The 24,825-nt window shown below is 49.1% G+C and carries 17 protein-coding genes; 1 reads left to right on the top strand and 16 read right to left on the bottom strand.

The window, feature by feature from the left end; translation table 11 throughout:
* The 5 genes from C7R94_RS05270 to C7R94_RS05250 all read right to left on the bottom strand — a co-directional run bounded on the left by C7R94_RS05270 (window position 1) and on the right by C7R94_RS05250 (window position 15,119).
* On the bottom strand, window positions 1-1,122 hold the full coding sequence (locus tag C7R94_RS05270; RefSeq protein ID WP_106778776.1) for a saccharopine dehydrogenase family protein: 1,122 nt from the start codon (window positions 1,120-1,122) through the stop codon (window positions 1-3).
* 105 nt (window positions 1,123-1,227) lie between these two features.
* Window positions 1,228-10,299: a non-ribosomal peptide synthetase gene (locus C7R94_RS05265; protein WP_106778774.1), complete on the bottom strand. Its 9,072-nt coding sequence runs from the start codon at window positions 10,297-10,299 to the stop codon at window positions 1,228-1,230.
* Window positions 10,300-10,328: 29 nt separating this feature from the next.
* Window positions 10,329-13,289, bottom strand: coding sequence for a salicylate synthase (locus C7R94_RS05260; protein ID WP_106778771.1), 2,961 nt, complete (start codon window positions 13,287-13,289; stop codon window positions 10,329-10,331).
* 311 nt (window positions 13,290-13,600) lie between these two features.
* Window positions 13,601-14,335, bottom strand: coding sequence for a 4'-phosphopantetheinyl transferase family protein (locus C7R94_RS05255; protein ID WP_106778769.1), 735 nt, complete (start codon window positions 14,333-14,335; stop codon window positions 13,601-13,603).
* Window positions 14,336-14,339: 4 nt separating this feature from the next.
* Window positions 14,340-15,119 carry a thioesterase II family protein gene (locus tag C7R94_RS05250; RefSeq protein WP_106778768.1) on the bottom strand — a complete coding sequence of 260 codons (780 nt, stop codon included), beginning with the start codon at window positions 15,117-15,119 and terminating at the stop codon, window positions 14,340-14,342.
* A 444-nt stretch (window positions 15,120-15,563) separates the two neighbouring features.
* Between C7R94_RS05250 and C7R94_RS05245 the strand changes: the two genes are divergently transcribed.
* Window positions 15,564-16,172 carry an MptD family putative ECF transporter S component gene (locus C7R94_RS05245; protein ID WP_106778767.1) on the top strand — a complete coding sequence of 203 codons (609 nt, stop codon included), beginning with the start codon at window positions 15,564-15,566 and terminating at the stop codon, window positions 16,170-16,172.
* Between the two features lie 82 nt (window positions 16,173-16,254).
* Here C7R94_RS05245 and C7R94_RS05240 read toward each other — a convergent pair whose 3' ends face one another.
* The 11 genes from C7R94_RS05240 to C7R94_RS05185 form a co-directional block, all read right to left on the bottom strand.
* Entirely contained in the window at window positions 16,255-16,530 is a 276-nt protein-coding gene (locus tag C7R94_RS05240) for a hypothetical protein (protein WP_106778766.1), read from the bottom strand.
* Window positions 16,531-16,570: 40 nt separating this feature from the next.
* Window positions 16,571-16,852, bottom strand: coding sequence for a hypothetical protein (locus tag C7R94_RS05235; protein WP_106778765.1), 282 nt, complete (start codon window positions 16,850-16,852; stop codon window positions 16,571-16,573).
* A 26-nt stretch (window positions 16,853-16,878) separates the two neighbouring features.
* Window positions 16,879-17,508, bottom strand: a complete 630-nt coding sequence (locus C7R94_RS05230) for a hypothetical protein (RefSeq protein ID WP_106778764.1) — start codon at window positions 17,506-17,508, stop codon at window positions 16,879-16,881.
* Window positions 17,505-18,026, bottom strand: coding sequence for an imm11 family protein (locus tag C7R94_RS05225; protein ID WP_106778763.1), 522 nt, complete (start codon window positions 18,024-18,026; stop codon window positions 17,505-17,507). The genes C7R94_RS05230 and C7R94_RS05225 overlap by 4 nt, the downstream gene beginning before the upstream one ends.
* A 15-nt stretch (window positions 18,027-18,041) precedes the next feature.
* On the bottom strand, window positions 18,042-19,145 hold the full coding sequence (locus tag C7R94_RS05220; RefSeq protein WP_106778762.1) for a pentapeptide repeat-containing protein: 1,104 nt from the start codon (window positions 19,143-19,145) through the stop codon (window positions 18,042-18,044).
* Window positions 19,146-19,163: 18 nt separating this feature from the next.
* Window positions 19,164-20,639: a contractile injection system protein, VgrG/Pvc8 family gene (locus C7R94_RS05215; protein WP_106778761.1), complete on the bottom strand. Its 1,476-nt coding sequence runs from the start codon at window positions 20,637-20,639 to the stop codon at window positions 19,164-19,166.
* A 237-nt stretch (window positions 20,640-20,876) separates the two neighbouring features.
* On the bottom strand, window positions 20,877-21,116 hold the full coding sequence (locus C7R94_RS05210; protein ID WP_106778760.1) for a DUF7660 family protein: 240 nt from the start codon (window positions 21,114-21,116) through the stop codon (window positions 20,877-20,879).
* A gap of 185 nt (window positions 21,117-21,301) precedes the next feature.
* The gene (locus tag C7R94_RS05205) at window positions 21,302-21,997 is read right to left on the bottom strand and encodes a hypothetical protein (RefSeq protein WP_106778759.1); all 696 of its coding nucleotides are present in this window, start codon (window positions 21,995-21,997) and stop codon (window positions 21,302-21,304) included.
* Window positions 21,998-22,476: 479 nt separating this feature from the next.
* Window positions 22,477-22,950 (bottom strand): hypothetical protein, encoded by a 474-nt coding sequence (locus tag C7R94_RS05195; RefSeq protein WP_106778757.1) that lies wholly within the window; start codon window positions 22,948-22,950, stop codon window positions 22,477-22,479.
* A 22-nt stretch (window positions 22,951-22,972) separates the two neighbouring features.
* Entirely contained in the window at window positions 22,973-23,473 is a 501-nt protein-coding gene (locus tag C7R94_RS05190; protein ID WP_106778756.1) for an SMI1/KNR4 family protein, read from the bottom strand.
* A gap of 835 nt (window positions 23,474-24,308) precedes the next feature.
* On the bottom strand, window positions 24,309-24,821 hold the full coding sequence (locus tag C7R94_RS05185) for a hypothetical protein (RefSeq protein WP_047071488.1): 513 nt from the start codon (window positions 24,819-24,821) through the stop codon (window positions 24,309-24,311).
* Window positions 24,822-24,825: the final 4 nt, after the last annotated feature.

Raw genomic sequence — 24,825 nt, 5'->3', positions numbered from 1 at the left:
TCACCCCTCCTTCATTTCCATGATGGAATGCATGAGTTCGACCTGCTGCTCGCGAAGCGCATCAATCAAGCCTGTCGCCGATACGCCCTCCGCCACGAAAAAGCAGCCTGTTTTTCTGTTCTGATCGTCCGCGATCAAGTGGGTCACCGTGGCCGCGATGATGCCAGATATCCGATTCCAGTCGCCCGGGTACAGAAGAGTGGAGAGAACGCGCACTTTTTTGCCGTCACGGCCTCCGGTCGCATGCAGGTGGAACATCGTAAAATCTTTCATACCTGGCTTCTTCTCCTCAAACTGTTCCAGCAGCAGCTTGGCTGACGCCCTTTTTTGTTCCTCGGTCTTGTATTGCTGCAAAGCCTTGATCATCACAAATTGATTCAGGATGGCATTGCTTTGATAGCTGTTGTAAAAATAGGCGGATTCGATTTTATGCTGCTTGGTCATGAGGCCGAATTCCTTGGTCACTACCGGATACGTGTCGCGTTTGCCAGCGGGATGCGGCAGCGTGTAGTTGCGATGGAACGGCCCATCTATTTTTTTGACCTCGCCTTGCTTGAAGTAAGACATTCCCCATCCGGTATCTTCTTCAATGCTGCAGACGATGTCATAGGCTGCATTGAGTGAGAACCCGCCCTGCCCTGCAAAAAACACTTCGAGCAAATCGATTTCGTCCAAATCATTTTCAGCGACGTAAGCGGGGAAGACTTCCGACAGCCCCGGGTAAACGCCAGCAGAGATGATAAACAGCAGTCCCTTTTCCTCGATTTCCTGCTTTCGCGTGAGCAATTGTCGATACAGATGCTCATCTCCGGATACATCTACGTAATGAACCTCATGCTTGAGGCATGCGACAGCAACTTTATCAACGATTTGCTTGGATGGTCCTGCACAATTGATGACGAGATCGACTCGGCCGCAAAAGTCATGCAACTCCTCCTCGTTGCATACATCCACCTGCTGGCATTCCAGCCTGCCGTCCGTCCCAGTTAAAAGCTCACGTAGCTTCTCGGGATTTCTGCCGCCAAGCAAAATCGGATAGTTCGTCCTAGACAAAATCGTTTGAAAGGCTGCATGGCCTACAACGCCAGTCGCTCCCAAAATGCCAATCCTTTTGATACCCAATGTTCTCTCCCTCCTGGCCTGCTCCCGCATTCTTCTTCCAAGAAAAGGCGGGGCTGCGCCTGCCACTGAGTCGCAGCCCACCTACTCATCTGCGGTTTTTCTTTTTTAAATAGTCCCCTCGTCAAAATCCGCTGGATCTTCCGTTGCCTGTGTGCTCGTCTTAATCAGCTCGGCAAGGGTGCAGATCGTAGAAGCTTCAAACAAGCTTTGCAGAGACAAATCAATGTGGTATCTCTCTCTTAAAAGATTGAGGCATTGGATCGCGCGCAATGAGTCTCCACCCCGGGCAAAAAAGCTGTCGTGGATGCCGATTTCCGCTACACCAAGCACCTCTTCCCAGACCTTGGCTAGCTTGACCTCGAGCTCGTTGGAAGGCGCGACATGCGTCTTTTTCGGCATGCTTGCCTTTCTTTTGCCAAGCTTTGTGATTGCCCTCCGATCTACTTTTCCATTGGCGGATAGCGGCAGTTCATCCAGCAGCACATATTCGCTTGGCACCATGTAGTCAGGCAAGCTGTTTCGCAAGGCTTCGGACAATTTTTCCGACTGGAACAAACGAACCGTCTCCGGTGCTTGGGCCACAATCAGATGGCGCTCGAATGCCTCTGCGACCTGAGCTTTATCCGGAATGGCAAGGACGTTGGTGAAGCCTTGTTTTTCCAAGTCCGCTCGCCATTGCTCTACCGTAAGCAGAGGAAGATGATTGGCTTTGCGCTCATCCTCCAGATGTCTAAACCCATCCTCGAAGAAGCCGACAGTGGTCAGTAGCAGACGGCTGTTGCGAGTGGACTCGACCAGGAACAGAAGCCCTCCAGGTGCGAGCAGCCCTTTCAAGTACAACAGCGTTTTCCCTATATCACGAGAACGATGCAGCGTATTGTCGGCAACAATGACGTCAAAAGAATGCGGCTCATAGCCTTGCGCAAGCGGGGCAACGTTCATGTCAAGCTGACCGTACTCCAGCGGAGCCTGCTCTCCCCACTCCTTCTTTGCCCTGTCGGTAAAAAAGGAGGATTCGTCAACGTATACATAACGACTGCGTTCTACAGGCAAGGTGGACACCAGCGTTTGCGTCAAGCTTCCTGCTCTCGTGCCCAGCTCTAGCACCCGCAGGGTCTTGTCAGAAGGATGGTGGCTTACGATACTGCCGAACACCGCCCCGGCAAGACTGCTGTAAAACTCCCGCGTAAGATCAAAGCGGCTCAAGCCAGCAGGTGTTAAGAAAGCATCGTCTGCTAAAAAGAGCTCCAACGGATCGAGCTCACCCGTTAATAGACCAATAAACAACGGATAGTCGCGGCGGAAAACGGCTTCGAGCTCTCGTGCTGCTTCCGTACGAAGCGAGGAAGCTGACAGAGCAACATCAGGCACCCCTTCCCGCAAGGAACGCAAACTCACGTACGAATCCGCAGCGCGTTTTTCCAGCAAGCCCTCTTCTGCCAGCACTTCCAGCCAATGCGCAAGCAAGGTCTGATAACGGGGATGAATCTGAAAACGATGCATGAGCTCCGCAATTGAAGTGCTTTCTCCTACTTGCGAGAACATTCCCATATGCTCCAGCGTGCGGCACATGTAGGCGGTGCTTACACGATCAGCCTCCTTCAGGAATTGCGTGACGGCTTCCACATCGACACTCGCCGGAATGGTATCGGCCTGCGCGTAACCCATGCTGCTAATCGCCTGCCAACGAGCAGCACTTGCAGCGGGGTCGGCCTGCTCTGTTTCGAATAACGCGGAATCCTTTTCGCGATCGAGCACCACATACCCGACCAAGCGCTTTTCATCTGAACCGTCATCTGGCACGGCCACGACAACGTCTTTGAGTCCGTCATGGCGCTTCAATGCCGTCTCGATCTCGCCCAGCTCAATCCGATGCCCTCTGATTTTCACCTGGAAATCTTCCCGACCGAGGAACTCCAGCGTGCCATCTGGCAAGTAACGGCCCAAATCCCCCGTGCGGTACAGTCGTTCTCCTGTCCGCGGATGCGTGATGAATTTTTCACTCGTCTTGTTTTCATCTCTCCAGTAGCCTTTGGCAAGCCCAATGCCACTGATAAACAGCTGTCCTGGCACCCAAACGGGGCAATCCCCCATCGATTCGTTCAGCACATGGTAGCGCTGATTGACCATTGGACGGCCGTACGGAATGCTTTTCCAGCTAGGGTCGATCTCTTCGATTGCGAAAAGGTTTGACCAGATTGAGGCCTCTGTCGCGCCGCCCAAACCGATCACCTGAACGTGAGGGAAAAACGACTTGATCTTGTCTGGCAAATCCAGTGGAATCCAATCACCACTCAACAAGACGAGACGCAGCGACTGTGGCAAGTGAAGATTTCTCCCCACGGCGTATTCGATCAGCATCTGCATCAGCGCCGGAACGGTGTTCCACACCGTCACCTGCTCAGCTTCCAGCCACTCCAGCCAGTGTGCAGGGTCTTTGGCTTTATCAGCATCCGGCATGACGATCGTTCCACCCGCGGCAAGCATGCCGAAAATGTCATAGACCGACAAGTCGAAATTAAGATGGGACAAAGCGAGCACCCGATCTTGCGCCCCCACTGCAAATCGTTGATTGATATCTTCAATCGTGTTGACCGCGCCTCGATGGTCGATCATGACTCCTTTTGGCAGGCCCGTTGACCCGGATGTATAGATGACATAGGCCAAATCCTCCGGCTGCCCGGCAATTGGTGTCACTCTGTCCACCATGCTTGCCTCATCCCTTGCCGTCATCTGGTCCACGATCAGCCGCTCCACATCCGCTGGCCAGCCCAATCGCTCATCGAGCCAAGACTGCGTCAGCACGAACTGCACTTGTCCATCATGCAAAAGCTGAGAGCGTCGTTCCTCTGGGTGCAGCGGATCGATCGGCAAATAAGCGGCCCCGGATTTCATAATCCCGAGCGTGGCTGCGACCTGCTCCCAGCCTTTTTCCATCACGACAGCAACCAACGTATTTGGTTGGACTCCTTGTGAACGCAGCCACTTCGCAATTTGGTCAGCAGCATTGGCAAGCTCCCCATAGGTCAACGTCCGCTGGTTGGAGATCACGGCAGGGCGATCCGTTTGGCATGCAGCTTGTTTGTCAAATAGTCCGACGAGAGTTTCTGTGGATACAGGGGCAGCCGTATCGTTTGCGGCAATTCTTTCTTCCAGTCGAGGGACAGCAATTAGGCTCGGTGCTGACTCTTGCCATACCGCATCTTCTTCTGTCAGTCGATGCAGCAGCTCGCAATAGGCCGTAAACATGTCGTCAAGGAGTCCTTCTGGAAACAGTCCTTCTACGGCATCCCAGATCAACAGCAGTTCCCCGTCTTGCTCAACCACTTGATGGTCCAGCCATACCTGCGGCGTCTGCGTGATGTTGTAAACAAGCTTGCCCAGCCATTTGCCATCGGAGTCAGATCCACTCCACTGCTCTACACCCAATGCGCTCGTAAAGACAATCGGCATGGCCACACCGTTGTGCTCTCCTGTTTGCTTCGCCAATTCCCGCTGGACCTGAACCCCGCCCACATATGGATGGTCCAAATCGCGCCATAGCTGCTGCTGCAAATTCCTTCCTCGTTCCAAAATCGTCTCGCCAGCGGACAACTCGACTGCCAACAAGGTCAGCGTAGTGAAGTCCCCCACGATTTCGCCTACCTGCGCGTGCAGCGGCAGTCGATTGAATTGCGTCAGGTTGATCGTAAAACGCGAACTCTTGCTCCAGGTACCTAGGGTTTCCGCATAGGCGGTCAGCAGTATCCCGGAAGGTGTCAGACCGACCTCTGCTGTCCGCTTTTTCAGCCGCTGCCATGCTTGTCGATTAATTCTGCCTTCCAAACGATGGAAGCGCTGCTCGGTAATCGTGTCAGGATTTTTCGCCAAAGGCAGCTGTGGTGCTGGCGGCAAATCAGGCAATCGATCCATCCAATAGTCCAGATCACGTTGGTACAGCTCTGTAGATTTGAGCGCTTCTTGCGCCAGGACATAATCGCGGAAGCTTAGATCCAGTTGCGGCAAAGGCGCATCCGGCTCATGATACAGCCTCGTCCACTCGCTCAAGAGGTGAAACATGCTCCATCCGTCAAAAATCAGGTTGTCAAAGCTGATATGCAGGCGAACCCGATCATCTCCAAAACGAGAAGCGCGCACCTCAAACAACGGCCACACATCCGTAGACAATACCTGATGGGACATTTCTTCCCGAATCGCTTGTAGCTCGGACTCAGCTTCTTCAGCCGATTGGTTCCGCAAATCAGCGACCTCGATCCGGTAAGCAGGAACCTGCTCCAAAATCTGCTGACGCCAGCCATCCGGCAAAATCACGGCCCGCATCATTTCATGGTGGTCAATTAATCGTTGCCAAGCTCGATTGATCCGCTCCAAGTCCAAGTGCTGCCCTTCGATTTCGAAATAGCAATGCGTGGAGACATGACCCAAGGCGTAAACACCACTGCGCCCGACCCAGTAGGCTTGCTGGATATCCGTTAGCGGGAAAGGCTGATGCCTGTCTTGTGGAGCTGGTACAATTGCTGGCAAGTCTGACGTTGTTCCTTTTTGTTCCAGAAGCATCTGCACATGCTGGGCAAGTCCGGCAATCGTCGGCTTTTCAAAAATACGCCCTAACGACAAATCTACTTCCAGCTTGCTGCGAACCATCGCACTGAGTCTCGTCGCCAATAGCGAATCCCCGCCGAGCTCGAAGTAGTTGTCTGTGACGCCTACTCGTTCCACTTCAAATAGCTGGCACCAAATAGCCGCCAAGGCTGTTTCGATTGGTGTCGTTGGAGCTGTATATGCTTTTTCTGCTTTGGCCTTCATCAGGCTGTCAGGAGTGGGCAGGGCTTGCCGATCCACCTTGCCGTTTGCGGAAAGCGGCAGTTCGTTCAACAAAAGAAAAGCGGTCGGAACCATGTAATCAGGCAGCTTTTGACTCAGGAAGCCAGATAGCTGTGCAGCGTTAAAGCGCTTGGCTTGAAGTGGCGCCTGCGCAACCAGTACATGCTGACCAAAGTCGTTTTGTTCCGGGATAGCTGCCACTTGTGCGAAGGCTTGCTGTTGCAAGGCCCGCTGCCATGCTTCCACCGATAGCAAGGGGAGCTGTTCATTTCGCCGCTCATCTTCGAAATGCGTAAAGCCATCTTCGAGATATGCCGTGCTGATTTGCTGCAATCGGCTGTTGCGGGTCATCTCCAGTAAAATCAGCATGCCTCCCGGAGCCAAAAGGCTTTGTACATGCGAGAGAGCCATCCCGATGTTCTTCGCACGATGCAGGGAGTCTGTGGCAATAACAACATCGAACTGATGTGCTTCAAAGCCTTGAGATAGTGGACTTTGATTGATATCCAGCAGCTGATAGTGCACAAACGGGTACTCCTGGAACCTCGTTTTTGCTGCACTCGTAAAGAAAGTCGAGGTGTCTGTGCATGTAAAATGTGTCGCATCTGCCGGGAGCGCAGCCAGCAATGATTCCGTCAGTGCTAGACTCCTCGCCCCGATTTCCAGCACGCGTATCGGTTGTGTTTCAGACCTTTTTCCAAAACGATGGACCAGCCTTTCGACCAACGCCAGCGCCGCGCTGTCGCGATGCTTTGCACCGGGGAGTGTCTGCATCAGATCATTCGGAGTCAGACTTGCTTCCTCCGAGAAAAAATGGGCCAACGGGTCAAGCTCGCCACGCAAAAGCGCAACACTCTCGTCATTGACTTTTTCCAAGTAACGCAAAAGGGCTTGTGCATGCGATTCCCATGCGGATGATACCTGAGGGACCTGCCGCTTTTCCAGCCATTCAGTCAGGCTTGCCCGCGTGATGCTGTAGACATCTGATTTGTCTTTACGGACAAAACCTTCGTCCTCCAATGTTTGAAGCCACTGTCTGACCAGCCCGCGAAAACGCTCTTGAATTCCGCAGCTCTGCATCAAATCATCGAGGGAGAAGTTGGCGTGTTGCTCAAATTTCACTCCCGCCATCTCCAATGCGCGGTAAATGAATCGAACGGCAAGTTGCTCCATGTACGCCCAAAACGAGGTGAAATCTTCTGGTCCGATGCTTGCAAAATGCTCCGACAAGGTCTGCACACGACCCGTATCCATGACATCTGCCCACAGCTCTTCGCTCTTTTTTGGATCTGCCTCTATACGATCAAACAGCGCTGATTCGCTTTCTCGTTCCGGCACCACATACCCAACCAGATGTCTGTTCTCGCGCGGATCACCTACTGCTGTCACTACCGCATCACGAATCCCCGAATGCTGCTTCATGGCCGATTCGATTTCACCCAGCTCGATGCGATGCCCCCTAATTTTCACCTGGAAGTCCTTGCGTCCGAGAAATTCAATGGTCCCATCCGGCCAATAACGCCCGAGATCACCAGTCCGATACCAGCGTGAACCGTTCCAGTTGACAAAGCGCTCTGCGGTTAGAGCAGGATCACCACGATAGCCTACTGCCACACCTGCTCCACCGATCCACAATTCTCCCTCTACCCAGTCAGGGCAATCACGCCCATGGGCATCGACGACCCGATAAGCCTGATTCGGGAGCGGTCGACCGTACGGAATCGATGTCCAATGAGCGGGCAAGGGCAGCGTCACATCAAAAAAGTTGGACCAGATCGACGCTTCTGTCGCTCCCCCCATCGCCACAAGCTGGCTGTTCGGTGCAAGCTGGTTTAGTCGTTGCGGTAAATCAAGGCCGATCCAGTCCCCGGAAAGCATGGTCAGGCGAAGCGGCAAGCTCTCGTACAGTCCGCTCTCCGCAGCAATTAAGAGCATATCGAGCAGCACAGGCACAGAGTTCCACAGCGTCACCTGATGCTGGTCCACCAGTTTCGCCCAATAAGCCGCATCCCGTCGCAGCTCTTCGCCTATCAACACAATCGAGCCGCCTACACTGAGCAATCCGAACAGGTCATAGACAGACAGGTCAAAATCAAGCGAGGAAACTGCCAAAATCCGATCAGTTTTCCCGATTCCGTAGCGCCTGTTTATTTCTGCAATGGTGTTCCACGCTCCGGAATGGTTGATTTCTACCCCTTTTGGTTCACCCGTGGAGCCAGAAGTAAAGATGATGTAGGCAAAACTGTCAAAAGAAATCGGCACGGGTTCAGTCAGCGGTGAGACATTCAACGCATCTGTAACCGACAGAACAACAGCGTCTTTTGGCCACTCCAGTGTTTGCGCCTGCTCCGTATCCGTAAGCACATAGCGAATCCCCGCTTTTTGATGAATGCGCTCACGCCTTGTAGATGGCTGCCCGATTCCAATAGGGACGTAGCAAGCTCCTCGTGCCACGATTCCAAGAACCGCAGCGACTTGATCGATTCCGCGCGGCATACTGACTGCCACTGGGTCTCCTGCTTCAACGCCTTGCTTTTGGAGATACGCTGCAATCTGCAACGCGTACGTCGCTAACTCGCCATACGAAAAAGTAGCGGAAGCATGACTATCGATTAATGCCAGCTCGTGCGGATTCTTTCTTGCATAGGCAAAAAAGGCACTGTGCAAGCATTGACTCGATTGCGATTGTAAATCGTCTACAGCCTGATCGTTCCTCTTCTGCTCCAAATCGGGAAGCAGCATAGATGTGGCTTGCCAGTCATTGTCCTTGGTCACCAAGGAGTCCATCAGCTGGCAAAAAGCGCCGAACATTTGATCAAGCATCCCGTCAGGAAACAGCTGATCAACTGCATCCCACGCCAGCAGGAGCCCGCCGTCCATTTCATACGACTGGAAATCGAGCCATACTTGCGGCGTTTGCGAAATCATGTAAGAGAGCTTGCCCAATGTGTCGCGGCATTCGTCATTGATCAGCGGCGTACCCAAATTGCACGCGAACACCACAGGGGCAAAATCCCGCTCTCCCTGACGGACACGAGCCAGATCGCGCTGCAGCTGAACCCCGGAATAAGCCGCATGTGCTACATCCTGATGAAACTGTGATTGGACCGCTCGCACCCGCGCCAGGAAAGAGGATGGCTCACGCATGTCAACTGCGAGCAGTAGCAGATTGGTAAAATCGGCAACGACGTCTTCGATGCCAGCTTCTCCGGTTTGGCGATCGAACAGTGGAATGTTGATGAGAAACTGCGAATGGGTACTCCAACGGTCCAGTACTTCTGCATAAGCCGTTAACAGCACCATCGCTGGTGTGACCTGCTGAGCTGCGGAACGTTTTTGCAAAAGGGCCCAATCGGCTGGCTTCATGAAATGCGTTCGTCGCGTAAAAACAGGCGACTTGATCATTTCCGGCTTTTCCTTCAGTGGCAACCCTGGCGCTCCGGGCAATGTGGAAAGGCGCTCCTGCCAATAGCGGGCTGCTTCCTGCCTGTCCTGTGCCCGACGTTGTGCCTCTTGCCCGAGATAATGGGCAAAGCTCCAGTTGGTCGGGGCAAGAGGCTTACTGCCTCGTGCATAAGCTGCCGCCAAATCACGCAATACGATGTGCAGACTCTGTACGTCAGCGACCAGCAAATCCAGATCAAAATGGATGCGGGTGCGGCCTTCTGGCAACAAGCTCAGCTCCAAACCGGCTACTTCTCCCGCTTCCACCGCCAGACGACGATGAGACAGCCGATCCCGTATACGGTCTAGCTCCCGTGCCAATTCATCCTCAGAAAAAGACCGCAGATCATGGACCACTATTCCAGTGGCCGTCGGGGCACTCATCACCTCTTGCTGTCCATCCGCCAAAAATCTGGCCCGAAGCATCGGATGGTGCATCAGCAGCTTGTCCCACGCTGTTTTCAATCGCTCCGGCTCCACTCCCGCACCATCGATTTCCAGGTACGCATGGCACCCGACTCCCCCGAGAGGTTGATCATCCTGGCGCCCAATCCAGTAAGCGTATTGCACATCCGTGAGTGGAAAAGGCACATTCACCTCTACTTCCACATCTGCTTTCCTTTCGTCCACACTTGGAAGAGACGGGCTGCTTTTTTGTATCAACGCCTGCCAATCACGCAAGGTAGGAGCACTGATCAGCTCGGCAAAAGTAACCTTTGCGCCTTCCTTGCGCCATTTGTTGACCACCCTCATCATTTGCAAGGAATCCAGCCCCAGCTCGATCAGGTTCTGATCATCGGAAAACGCGACAGGCGCGGGCAGCAACGCCTGTATTTGCCTCTTCATCTCCTCATAGCTCAAGGAAGCGGTGGAACTTGCGGTCTGACTGTCATTGAGCATTTTGGACATCCTCGTTCCCTCCTCTCTCGTGCAAGTCCCTATTCTTTTCCAATCAGCTGCCTGGAGAAGCTGCTCAGCTTTTCACGCGTTTCTTCCAGTTCTCTGGACGGCAAAGACATTTCGACGACACCAGCTCCAGCATGCAGCCAAGCTTGGTTGTCCTTTTGGTAAATCGTACGCAGCACAAGCGCCGCATCCATGGCACCGTCGCTGTCAAAAGTCATGACGCACCCGCTGTACAGACCTCGTGGCACAGTCTCTAATCTGCCAATCGCTTCAATCGATTCTCTTTTCGGGATTCCCGAAGCGGTAACAGCTGGGAACAACGCGCGGAAGGCATCCCATGAATTGCATTCTTGTTTCAGTTTCCCTTTCAAGCGAGAAGCGATATGCTGAACCGTTCCTCGGCTAGCTACTGACATAAAATCGTTCAAGACGATACTTGTTGAGTCGCAAACGATTTTCAGCTCTTCGAATGCCAGCTTGACAGAAACAGCGTGCTCGGCAATTTCCTTCGGGTCATTCAGCAGCTCTTCTTTGAGCCGGTTCGCCTCGTCCTCACTGCTGCCTTTTGCCCGTGTTCCCGCGAGTGGGAAGGTACTCACCCATCCGTCGCTATCGACTTCTACTACTGTCTCCGGGCTAAAACCAGCCGCACCGAGACCATCCAAGCTAACGAGGAAAGACCGTGCCGGCGTATTCACTCGTCTGCCCGCAATATAGCTCGCAACCAAATCAAGCTCATGATCAAGCGGAATTTTTCGTGACAAGATGACCTTGTGGTATTGGCGTTCCTGAATTTCGCGTACAGCTTCGGCCACGTTTTGCATATAGGCTTCGGCGTCGTATGTATCGGCTTGCGGGACGGACAGCTTTGGCTTGTCCACTCTTTGGGTCAGCTGTTGCTCGGCTTGCATATTCATCGACAGCTCCCGCAGCAATTGGCTGAATTCGCTTCGCTTCTCTTCACGCAAGGCTCTCAATAGAACCGCGCCTTTGTTGAAGCGCAGCTCGACCTCAGGAATAAACAGCTTGAGCAGGCAATCCTCTTCAGGCATGAGCGGCAAGCCTTGATAATAACGCGCCATGCCAAAGTTGACGGTTCCATAAGCGCGCCAGTTTTGAATCGGCAACTGTGCCATTGCTTTTTCGAGCGTCTCACTAAGCTCGTTGTTGTCGAAACGGAGAGTCTCGTTGCGATAAGTCAATGTCGTCTGCTCCCCATCCACGTAGAGAAGCGCATGAATCCCCATTCCTAGCGACAGCTCATCTCCGTTTTCATAGAGCAGGTAGTTTTCATACCCGCTGCACTCTGCAATCAGCGCCGCTGCCATATGCGCATCACCCGCAAAAGCGAACGTCTCTTCCAGATAAGCGATTTGCGCTGGCTTCGTCTTAGACTTTGGCGCTAACGCCAGTTCTTTTAGCTTGGCTTTATTGACTTTTCCGACGCTGGTCAGCGGCCAGTAATCGATGCGTTCGATTTGGTCTGGCATTTTGTAGCGTGCCACTCCTTTTTCCTGGAAGAAGGCATGGACGTCCGCCAAGCTGATCGTTTCGTCGTCGGTGATCAAAAATGCGCAGCTTTTCTCGCCCAACACAGGATCGGGAAGTGTGATTAGCGCTGCGTCTTTAATTGCTGGGTGCATGCGGAGGTACGTCTCGACTTCAGCCGGCATGATTTTTTCGCCCGCTCGGTTGATTTGCTCTTTGATCCGTCCACCGATTTGAATATTTCCTTCTGGCGTGATCCTAGCCTTGTCCCCAGAGCGATAGAATCCATCGGGTGTAAAGCTCTCGCGGTTTTGTTCCTCCGCTCTGTAGTAGCCGCGAATCGTATACGGTCCCCGTACAATCAGCTCTCCGTATTCACCTGGCGCGACATCGTTTCCATGCTCATCCACGATTCGCACTTCATCGCCTTCGGAAATCGGACGGCCCTGGCAGCTGGTAATGATCGAATCTGGATCATCCAGTGATGTGGAGCAGATGAGCCCCTCGGCCATTCCAAATACTTGCTGGAGCTTGCATTTCCATTCTCGCGTGATACGGCTGGCGAGATTATCGTCCAGCATGGAGCCTCCCACCTGAAGAACCTCCAGACTCGACAGGTCGCTTTCTGTATCCCATTCCAGCACTTCCTGCCATACTTGCACGATCGAAGGCACGAGACCGGTAATGGTCACACGCTCTTTCTCAATCAGCGGAAAAGCTTCGTCGCAGCTGGTAGTTTTACATAGCACGATCTTGCCGCCAACGGACAGTGTGCCTAAGATGCCTGGGCAGCACAGAGGAAAATTATGGGCAATAGGCAGAACTGCGAGATAGACGCTTCGCTCTGTCAGTTGGCAACGAGCTGCGGTTGCTTTTGCATTGTAGACGTAATCTGCGTGGGTTCTAGGAATCAGCTTGGGTATCCCTGTCGTACCGCCAGACAACAGCAATAACGCAGTGTCTTTGTACGAAGGGACTTCCAGCTCAATTGGCGGTCCGCTTATCTCTGCCAAGTTCCTCCCGATCGGACTGTCCCCATCCGTCATGACGAATTTGACCGACGCATGTCTTTTGACTAAATCTTCTGCCATCTTTGTGTAATCAAAACCGAGAAACGTTGTTGGAATGATGTAGGCAACTGGCCTCGCGAGTGCAAAAATCCCGTCCAATTCAGCCTCTCTGTGGGCAGGCAATACGAGAATCGGCACAGCACCGATGCGAAACAGGGCAAAGCAAGTCAGTATGAAAGAAATTCGATTGGGAAGCTGGACGGCTACATGGTCGCCTTTTTGAATACCCATGTGATAAAAACCGGACGCAAGCGCATCCACCTTGCTGTCGAGCTCGCGATAAGTGAGTCTCTCCTCGTCCTCCACGAGCGCTTCTTTGTTCTGGTACTGCTCCGCCCATTTGCGCAATTGCTGCCCAAGTGTAAGCGGTTCCCAATAACCACGCTGTTCATAAGCTATTGCAGCTTGCTCATACCACTCCGTACTTACTTTCATTCCGTCCTCCTCCTGTGTAACTGCGGGTCACTCTTGGCGCCCGAAGCCGGATCATGCAGAGACTGCCTTGCCGGTGTAGGCATCATGTTGTTTGTCTAACAACAAGATATTGATAGTGATTCTCATTGTCAATTTCATATGTAAGCTGTTTTTTCTACATTTGGGAAAAATAGGGTAGATTATCTTCCGTTTTCTCATGATTTCTTCGTTTCTCACAGTGGGATTTCCATATTCTTACACACTTATATAGTTCTATTAAACCCGATAAAGTTTATCAGTATAATAGAAGATTCTCGTTTCAACACTCCGATTTACGGTCTTCCAGTCCCGATTGCAACTGCTCCCGCATAGCCTCTGACCGGCGTAAACCCGTAAACTTCCCACTCTCCGCTTCTGACTCCATCTCCGTTTACCGTGAAGCTGCCATCTTGTTTCTCCATGAAAAAAGAATCGAGAGGACGGCTCAGACCCTCCCCAGTCGCTTTGACAAAAGCCTCCTTGCGTGTCCAGCAATCAAAAAAGGCCTGTTGTCGCTCATCAGAAGATAAACGCAAGATTTGCTCTCGTTCCACAGGATGAAAGTAGCTCATGAGCTGTTCCATTTCCGGGATGTGTCGCATATGCTCCACGTCAACGCCGAGAAGGCGATCGCGTGAAAAAGCGACCGCCACAAGCTCATGCGAATGTGACAAATTGAAAAAAAGTGCTTCGGAATCACTGCTTGGTCCACATAAAAACGGTTTCCCGTTCGAATTGCACTCCCATTGAACCGCATGAGGAGAAATCCCTTGGTACCGCCCAGTCATCCTTCTCAGCAGTCCATGTGCGACAACATAGCGCTCCCTGTCTGCGTGGAAATGAAATCGCGCCCGTTTATCGAGTTCTTCGGCAGACAGATCACCTTCCAGCTCCTGCATCCTGTGTTCCCATGCTTGCACAGACGTCAGCCAAATATGTACTACCCCTTTTGCCAGTTTCAACGAAGACGATTCCTCCAGAGCTGATTTTGTCCCCTCAGACAAGTGGGTTATTCGCACCTGCTGCATCCCTTTAGCGCTCCCCTTTTCCTGCTACCGTACTCCGGTAATGTCCGATCATTTTGGTTACAGATTGCAGGAGCACGTCTTTGTTTGTCGTCAGGAAAAAATGTCCGCCGTCTATCATTTCCAACGTAAATCCGGCACTTGTATGGCTAGCCCAAGCCTCCATTTCTTCCTGCGTGGCTTCCTGATCCTCTGTTCCGCAATACGCAGCAATCGGGCAATCAAGCCGAGGCTCCTCGGCAAACACATAGGTTTCGTCGAGGGTAAAGTCCGCACGCAACAACGGCATGAACAACTGCATGAGCTCCTTGCTTTGTAGGATCGCTTCTGGTGTCCCGGAAAAGCGTCGCAGTGCTGCGACAAATTCATCTTCAGGCAAATGGTAAATAGGCTTCGGCTCCGGGAAGTGTGGAGCTCGTCCTCCTGAAACGATGAGGCCAAGCGGAAGTCGCCCCCATTTGCTCCGTACGGTACGAGCCAGCTCAAAGGCAATTCGAGTCCCCATACTGTGACCGAAAAATAGAAACGGGCGATCCAAATACGGATGAATCACTTGGGCCAGCTCTTCCACCAGCGCTCCCATATCTGAGTACGCTCGCTCGGCAATTCTGTTTTCCCTCCCTGGCAGCTGAACCGGGTAAACACCGACATCACTGGGAAAAGCCTGTGCCCATCCCCTGTAAATCGAGGCCCCTCCCCCTGCGTAAGGAAAACAAAACAGGCGAACGCTGTCTTTTGCTTGCGGCTGAGCAAGCAGCCATGATTTCGCTATCGTATCCATGCTCATATGTACTCCTCCCTTTCGTCTTGCTTAGGCGCTTTGATACAACGTACATGATAATGATTCTCATGCATCGTTGCCAAATACATACAAGTCCCTCCTTTTCCGTTTTCTGGTACATATCCGCGATTATCCCTGATTATCTCGTCCTACGTTCACCAGATTGATTATTTCGCAGATCCTCCAACCTGTAATATTTTGGCGATTGCTCAAGAAAAACGGAAAAATACGGAGCTAACAGGCGAAAAAGCTCGAAAAAATTCCCAAAATGTTGAAATTCGGGCTTTTTTTATTTTGACAACGATTCTCATTATCAATATTGTGTTCTTATACTGACAACCGTGCGCACTACTAGGCAAACTGTTTTCCAGCATTCCTGCAAAAGGGGGATCGCAAGTAGAGAGAGTTATTCAAGCAGATCAGCTACTTATGTCTGAGGGAGGATGTTACATGCAAGCCCAAACATCATTAGCTGCCCAAAGCGGCAGATGGACTATCCGGGATATTATTACGCTCGCGATCTTTAACGTCGTCATGCTGATACTGATGACGATTGCCCCGATTATTACCGTTGTTTCTCATTTACTGGTTGGCGGCTTTACTGCGCTACTCAACGGTCCAATTTATATGGTCATGTCCAATAAAATCGCCAAGCCCGGGACTTTATTTTTTACAGCCGTCTTGACCGGATTGTATTTTGTCGGTTTTGGCTACGCGAATTACTTACTTACCTTAGCTGTTATCGGACTCATCTGCGAATTGATCCTATGGGGAAAAGGCTCTTATCTGAATCCTGTACGCAATGCGATCAGCTACTCTGTTTTTTATGTCGGCTATTCGCTTTGCGGGGTTGTCCCGCTTATTTTCTTCCGCGAATCGTATCTCGCGACTTTGGAAAAAAGCTATACACCCGAGCAGCTTTCTGCGATGCTCTATTACTTTGAAACCCCCAGCATGATTCTCATCATGTGCTCAATTTCGTTTGTCGGTGGATTGCTCGGCTGCTATTTCGGCAATCTGTTGATAAAAAAGCACGTCAAAAAAGCGAAGCTGGTGTAAGGCATTGCGTAAAAAAACAAGGCATATTCCTCCTCGGTGATTCGAGTTGGAATATGCCTGATTGACGTCTTAGTATCGTCCCTTATTGTCCTTCCATGCCGATTAAAATAAACGTGATAATTGCGGTTATCGTACCAAAGAGGAAATATATACCCAAAATAATGGCCATAAATAACAAGCTAGCTTTGGCAAAGTTTTTACGATTCAGATTCCCATCTGAACCAAAAGCCCAGACAAATAAAAAAACAATATTCGCAAACGGAAGCATCAAGAACAACGAGACGGGTATCCAATCTTTCATTTTCATAACCTTTTCGTTTTCCGCTACGCTTCCTTCCACATACGTTTGGTGATCCATTCTATACCCTCCACGTTTTTTTACCATTCAACTGTTCTTGCTATTGTTTAACCGATGTCGCGATGAATGCCACGATCATAAGTAAAAAGAATACGCATAAGTACAATCCGATGCAAACGCCCATAATCAGCAAGTTCGCTTTTGCCCAGTTCTTCCTGTTTAGATTGCCTTCACTGCCAAATGCCCAAACAAAATACATCACGAGATTGACCACGGGCACCATCATAATTAAAAAAGTAATCAGCCATTCCTTGACCGACATGACCCGCTCATTTTCAGGAACACTCACTTGCCATTGCTGTTGATGTTGCTGCTGTTCCAATTGGAAACCTCCCTGTTCTGTCTTGATCAAATGTTCTCTACCCGCAGCGTGCGAATCAACGCATGGGCCAAAGGCTGCCATACGAGCACTTCCTCAGACTCAAAATGAAAGCTCCCGAGTAATGCCCGCCCGTTTACTGATGTCGCGAACAAAATTTGATAGTAGGTTTTGTCCTCGACCGGAATGATGAATTCGCTGCAGGCAACTCTGCATCCATTCAGCTCGATTAGCTCATGATGTACGACCTGCAAGCCTGCCTGCGCCTTTTTGACTTGTGCTGTCATCGCCTGCACAAACGGTTCCACACCGCTCATCGGCAACTGATGTGCCATATGATTCATGCCGAGCATGACCGCGCTCTCTTCCTCTTTAAAGGAAATTTGCTCGTGCTGATGATTCCCTGGGCTATTTGACCCACGTCCCCTCGGCATGAGCTGCATCGAACGGGGCAGCTGAATTCCCAACTGCCCGTCAAAGAGTACATTCTCCGCGAATTCGAATCTGCGTCCTTCGTACTCCAAGTAGCCTTTTCGCACGCCATCCAAACACTCCGCAAGCGTCAATTGCACCTGCTGTTCTTCCATTTCAGCGAGTTGACGCCGTGTCTGGATGCTGTTCCATACATCCAAAATCTTTTCATCCCAATAGATCGTCATAGCTCCCTCCGCAGTGCCTGCTCTACTTTTTGCAAAACAAATCCGTTCAAGCCTCTGCGTAGGAAGCTTTCCGCAGCATCCAGACTTACCACGATATACGGCTCCAAAATCCCTTGAACCTTAAAGAAATGATGTACCTTTATCTTATCGGTATCTAATACAAGCCTCTTTACCGTTCCATTCAAATGAAACGCAGTCTCCATGGAAAGGCAATCTACAACAGGTACTTGCATGGCCCAGTAGACGTTTCGCAGATTGGTTTTGCTGTCGATCAAATCGACGCGCTTCCATTGTATGCTCGGATTGTATTTGGCAGTAATAGTTTTCATCCGCTCTGAAATCATCGGCAGTGGCTTTTCCAACCAATCTGTGTAGGCATGAGAACCATCCGTGTTGACCTCAAGAACGGATATCGGCGGGAGTTGCTCGAAGGTGTTTTCCTTTTGCAGCCCCAGGCCCGATGGTACGACCTTTTGAGCCATTCGACCGTCATCTGCTAGCAAATAATAATCGCGCATGTCATCCCGCCTCCTTTATTCCGTTTTCCACTCAATCTGCTGCATCTGTGTTTCACTCAATGCAAAGCGCTCACGATCCTTCTCGAAAAAAACGGCATTCCGCATATTCGCTCCATGAAAATTCGCATGATACAGACGAGAATGGCGAAAATCTGCTCCTTCCAAATCAGCATAGGCAAATTGGACGCCGAGTAAGCCCGGTACACGATGCAGCTCGTCCGCACTGACTCCCTGGCCCTCGGCATAAGAGAAGATGGCTCCGCTCAAGTCAGCATGACGAAAATCGGCATCACAAAGAAGCGAATGGCTGAAATCGGTGCGTTGAAGCTTGCTTTTTACCCACCTTGTTCCGAATAGGACACACTCACGGAACTGACTGTCTGTAAAATTACTGCCACTAAAATCACAATAGCGCAAATCCAGTGCATCTACATTGCTTCGCGGCAAATCCATGTGGGCGAATGTTTCATGGGTGCAAAATGTTCCTTTTGGTTGCCCAAGCAGGCTTCTGCTCTCCTTCTCCTCCCGCTTGATTCGCTCTTCTACGTACACCACTTCACTGATGTCTTTGAATTCGCCCAATCGTATGTACAGACGATCTGCTTTCCTGATCTGTTGGTACTCAGGCAGGTTAATGACCTCTGGAATTGCCACTCGAGCAAGCGCTGTGACAAACTGAGCGAAAAGCTCCATTTCCCTTAGCACCATAAACTCGACATCAGCAGCGTGTATGATCCCCATGTACATTTTTCGGCGCTCGTCCAGTAGCGAAATGAGCTTGGAAGCCTCTTGCAATGCCCATGCTGCATCGTAACGTGCATAGCATTCCACTGGCTCCCAGTACCATTGCTCCGTATAAGCCTCCATCAAAAATGTGTGCGTGCCATCCAATACGGTTGTCCGAAGCAATGAATAGTGAATAAAACCGACAGGGGGAAGCTCCTGTTTGTTCTGCATGAACTCAATATGCAAGAGCATTTGCCGAAAAGACTCCACGAACTCCCGGACGAGCTTATCCTTGTTTTGCTGGAAATAACGCTCGAGTGCCGCTACGCTTTCAGCCAATGCTGGCCGGAAGGTGTTATCGTGCAGATGCTGGAGCGCTTCCTCTTTCTTCATGGATGCAAATGCCCCCCTCTAGTTCATCTTGATTTCCGAACCTTTCAGCTCGATCTTGTCTTCTAGTTTGATCGTATTTCCCTTTCCACTCAGCTCTATTTTATCCGCACTAATATGAAGAGAAGCAGCTGATAGCTTCATGTCCTTATCCGCCGTTATATTCACGTTCTGGCTACTCTTGATATCGATTCCACTCGTATCACTGATCGTGATCGACATATCTCCTGTCGTGATCACAATTTTGTCAGGAGCCAGCACGATTTCCTTGCCATATTTGGTACGAAACGTCTTTACAGCAGGGTCCTTCATCCGGTCTCCCCCGCCACCTCCCCCCCCACCTGCATTGCTTTTCGGTGCGGCTTTCTTTTTGGGAGCTGGCTTGTCGTCGTCTGGGATTTCCTTGAGAACTGAGCTGATCGCGATACCATCCTCTTCTTTTTTGCTCGGGAAATAAATCCGAATCTGGTCGTTCAGCTCTGGCATGACATACCATCCGGTTTGATCCTCGGAGGCATAAATGGTGGAGTAAGGGAACCAATATGCCGTGCTCTGATCCTGCTGATCATCCATGTCCAGCTTGGCCCGCACATTGTCCTTCTGGACTTGCAGCACCCGGCCCTGGATGGACGCCCCGATGATGGCATGGTTATACTGCTTTTTACGCGCCAGACCTAGGCGTGGATAAAGCTTGTATGTGTGCGTGACAATGCCTTCCTTCATCTCCGTGACCGCTTCTCCGACGACAAGTGGTCTGGACTTGAAGTTCACCTCATTGCCGACCTCCAGCACTCGTTCGCTCTGTACTTCATAAACGGTATAGTCCTGGTCATCGATTCCCGGAACCTTGTTCTCCGCATCACTCTGGTAATCTCCGACACGCTTATGCACCGTATAATGACTAACGGCAAGCTTTCCTTTATCTTGACCTTTTGGCAAACCGAAATAAAACTTGGGAATGTCAAAAGCCGTTGTCGGGATCAAGCCTGTATAAAAACGCGATGCCATCCTCTTCAGAAACTGCCAATCGGTTTCCTCATACTGCATCACAAAAGTATTCAACGCTTTGCCATTCGTAACAGAGTCAATAAAATCAGCTTTTCCGTACCCGGACAGCACCGTTTTTACGAGCCCCGCATAGGTCATCGCCGGGTTTTGAAACGAACGCTTTCTCGTTTTGACATCCAACAAATACGTATGAGAAACAGCCTCAAGCGACAAGTAATATATACCGCGAACCGCTTTGACATGGACGCGCAAGACGATACCCTGGAACCATGTTTTCGGCTTGCCCGATTCATCCCCCAGTGCCACGCTGATCAGTGTTTGCGCATTTGTCTGGTTCACGTAGCTATCTTTTCGCTCTTCAGAAATGATCCCCGTGAGCGTTAGGCGTGCATGCTCGTTCATCTTTTTCACGACTTTCATCGTTTGCAAATGCGTAAACTCATAGGGCGAAACTTGTATATCTCCATAAGTGAGTGTTCGATTGCTCATGGTATCCCCTCCCTGCCAGATGAACCCCCTCCTCCGATACTCCTAGGGAAATGGATTCACCCTTCCAAATTAGACCATTATTTTACACACAATCTTACAATCGGTATTATTTGGTATTTTATGAATGGGTCATTAGTCCTGAATGGTATGATTTTGAGGCATGGAGAGGGCCTTCGCACCTATGATAACCCTTATATCGTCAAAAGCCCTTGAATTTGGTTCAAGAGCTTTTCCTATTTACTCATAACGGCTTCCTGCAATTAAAATGGTAGCAAACAAATTCCAGTCTACACCTTCAAGATCAGCTAACATATTATCGCAATCCTCAATCCATGACTCCATCCCACTTAGGAACTCTTCAAGTGATATATTCGCCCACTCTATTTTATTTTGCTGATAATCCTTAATCAAATGAGAAATGAATTGAACCATATCCTCTCTACTCTCAACCGTACCCGCTCTCTCTAGAATATCCATGTGAAACTCCTCCTGCCCCTATGTATTTATCTTCCATCTTAGTATAGATGGTTCAAAGGAGTTTGACGAATTGAGGAATGAAAAAAGCCCGCTGGCGTGCAACGGGCTTTCTGTCTCTTATGTGAGGGGGAACATCTGTCTAGTCAATAACAGGATTCGGGTGTCACTATTCTCGTAGACGTTCCTTATTGAATAATCTCGGAAATCGCTTGCTTTTGCTCCAAAATCTCGCTTTGTACCTCGATCAATTCTTTCAACAGATCAGCAGCCTCTTGCAAGGATGCAGCTGCTTGCTCCTTGTCACCAGCCTTGAATGCTTCTCTTGCTTCTTTCACTTTGTTCTGCTCATTTGTTTTTAGTTCTTTTGCTTGCTCTTTGTTCTCTTTCTTTTCCGTGCGGATTGGCTTCAATTGTTGGTTCATCTCTTTGAAGGACGCTTTTTTCTCTTTAACTTGGGTCAATTCTGTTTGGATATGCGCCAGTTTTTCTTCGATGGCGGTATGGTTTGCGGCGATTTCAGCCTTGATGCTCGCTACCTTTTCTTTATCCTTTGCTTTTTTCGCTTCTTTCAGTTCAGCAGACAGCGCTTTGTTTGCTTCGCGCAGTGGCTTCGTTTCTTCCAGAGCACTTTTTACCTTTTCACGTACTTCTTTCGTCACATCGCCCCAAAGAACGTCCCATGCCTGTTGGTTGATTTGCGATTGTGCTTTCAGTTTATCTTGCAAAGCTTTTTGCTCTACTTGCAATGCTTTTAGTGATTGAACTTCAGGCAGGCTGCTCCACCCTGCTCCTTTTCCTTCTTTCTCCGCCGCAAAAGCTCCTACCGCACTCGTTACCAGCAAGCTGGCTGCGATTACAGATACGGAAAGCATTTTTTTCATGTGTGAACACTCCCTGGCTCATATGGTTTCTTTCTTACAAACAAATCGTACCGTATGTGCGCCTGGAATGTTCGGCATAACCTCGTGAAAAGTATGGGGAAAGTGTGGGATTTGGGAAAACGCAAAAAGCCTTGGAGAGTCCTAGGCCGATCTGGATTGTTAATTAGAGAAAACTATTCGATATAACCGTTCTTAGTGTAATCTACCTCTACTTGCAGAATGACATCATGTTGCACTATTATGATGAGCCAAAAGTCTTTTCCACAACAGGGACAACATACATATCCTTCCCCTGTTGCATTTCCGCCCGATGGTCTTTTTTGGTGAGGGGGTTTACACTGCCCAGACGCCCATCTGATTTCATCACCAAGGTTGTAGGAATCTAGATTCATATAGCCCATTTTAAATTCTGCTTCTGTACGCTCGATTACGCCACATCTGGGGCATTTTTCTTTTATGATGAGCAGATTATACATGTTTTAGCTCCCATCATTCGATTTCATTTTCAAAACAACAATATTTCCTGCGTTTTCAAAACAAGAAGCATGGTACAATCCTTCCAAAATATGCTCTTTATGAAATTCCCCAACAAATATGCGATCTTCATTCTTTTCATCATGAGCGTATCGAACAAGGATTACTGTGGCATTCTGCACATGCTTGTTTTGCACGAACAATTGAATATTGCGGCTGAAACTTAAAATATCAACTGGTACTTCCTCTCTTTCCAACCACTCGTCAAACTCTCCAATGAATTCTTGATTCACCATTTCAAAAACGCTTGAATGAAGAAAATGTCTCAAATGAGCTATCTTATTGGGCAAAATTTCATCTTTCGGTAACACTTTGAATTGATTGGCAACTTCAAATTCTTTCAAAGATACAGCAACATCAGCTTCATTATCGGAATCAAATGAAATGAACTGTGTACAATCAAATGTTACATATGACATAGCCTCACCTCATACTGCTCGATTAAAATGATGCAAAGTTTACGCTATTCTTCATGATTTTATCTAAAAACTGATTAAACGAAGATGCAATTTGTTCAGCTTCTTCAAATTCAGGTTCAGAACCGCATACGATTGAACCAAATTCACTCCCGAGATCTATTGCATAATAGGTATAACCATTTCTTACAGATAAAGCTATGGGCAAATACCTGTCCCAAAATTTTGTAATCTCTTGCTTCCACGAGTCATCGTCGCACGCCGATTCTAAACTTATTTTCTTAAACTCATCCCAACTAAACGCTAGTTCTACTTCTCGGTTATAATCGTTTACACATAGAAACCAAGATTTTTCGTCTGCTGCTACACAAGTATCTACCCGTTTAAGAAATTGATCAAATTGTTCTGGTATTACTGGATATCGATTAGCGATTTCATTCGTCAATGTTAGTTCACGATCGATCCGTTTTTTAACTTCCCATCCTTTTTCTTCAGCCCAAGTGAGAAATTCTATTATTTTTTCCATCAGGCTATTCCCCCTGATCCAATTTTTTCTTTTCATGATATGAATTACTCTTCTTTGTAAGCTAATCATCTTTACTATGTGTAGTATTTTTATTTGTTCTTGTTTCTCTTGTAATCGTTAACTTTTGGAGATTTATCACCTGATCTGGCCCTTGTTTTACAACTTTGGTAATTGGGACCTTACCGTTCGGGGTGTCAAATGACTTGTTTATTGATTATTATGCAGAATTTACCATTTTAGGGTTAACCTCAATTATGTATCCCCACAGATAACGTCCCGGTCGAGTAAATGCTTTAGCCCGGGAGTGTAATACGGTACCCGCATGTAATACAAACCATTCGGGTCGGCTATTACTCCATCGAGACGATTATAACTAAACGGCTACTTGTGCCATCTCTCGTTCTTTTCCGCTTAATATCCTCGGATAATGTCCGTCCTTATGGTCAACTAACTGGTCAAAGCTCTTAGCCCTCTCGAGTAACATCCCGATATCTGTTGCTACCTATAAGAGCATCTCAACTCTGCCGCCTGTTACCGTAACTCTCGTACTCCTAGCAATAGTCAATGACATCCTCGTAACCGATAACACTGTGCTCATGCCTGAGTAATTAAACCTACTTTATTCTGCACTTGTTTTAGCCATATGCTTTTCTTCTTTCATCTTGGATATGAAAAAAGCTCATTCCTTCTAAATGTTCAAGTTGGAATAAGCTTTCTAAGTTTATTAAGTTTAGTGTATGGTTTGAGGGCTTTATTGTACTGCCTTTGTTGTTATTTAATAGAGATTTAGAATAAATCCATGTGCCTAAAAACTATTATCCGAGATCAATAAATTTTACCATTCTACCTCCTTCCATTCAAAAGAATATGCTAACACATCAATGCAAGAATCATGTCCACGCAATACCCAATGCTTTACTCTAGGGGATATGAAACCAAAAGTTTCTTTTAGGTTCGATTCAACAACTTCATAAAATCCTGGATTTGGGCAAATATCGGTTTTGTTCCACTCATCACCTATAGACAAACCTCCATAATAGTAAGGGTCAAATATGCTGAAATCATATCTCTCATAACCATCCATTTTTCCATATATATTAAAAAGACATATTGGAGTAAATTTAATTTCGATGATTACACTTCCAGCTTTATTATATTCTTCGTCTGGTATGTCACCTCCGTATTTCAACTCTAGGTTAGCAATAACCTTATCATAGTGTTTAGTATTATATCCGCACATAACTTGTACACTTACTTCGCGATTTTCATGACCAATAAAACTAGCAAAATCATGAGATGGACTTATCATCCATGGCACCTTAACAGGTACAACTTTCATTTTGATCATATAT

Origin of the sequence: Brevibacillus sp. NRRL NRS-603, from assembly GCF_003013445.1 — a bacterium.
In the GTDB taxonomy this organism is placed as follows: Bacteria; Bacillota; Bacilli; order Brevibacillales; family Brevibacillaceae; genus Brevibacillus; species Brevibacillus formosus.
The sequence above is the reverse complement of the archived record's forward strand: the minus strand, read 5'-3'. Positions and strand labels throughout refer to the sequence as shown.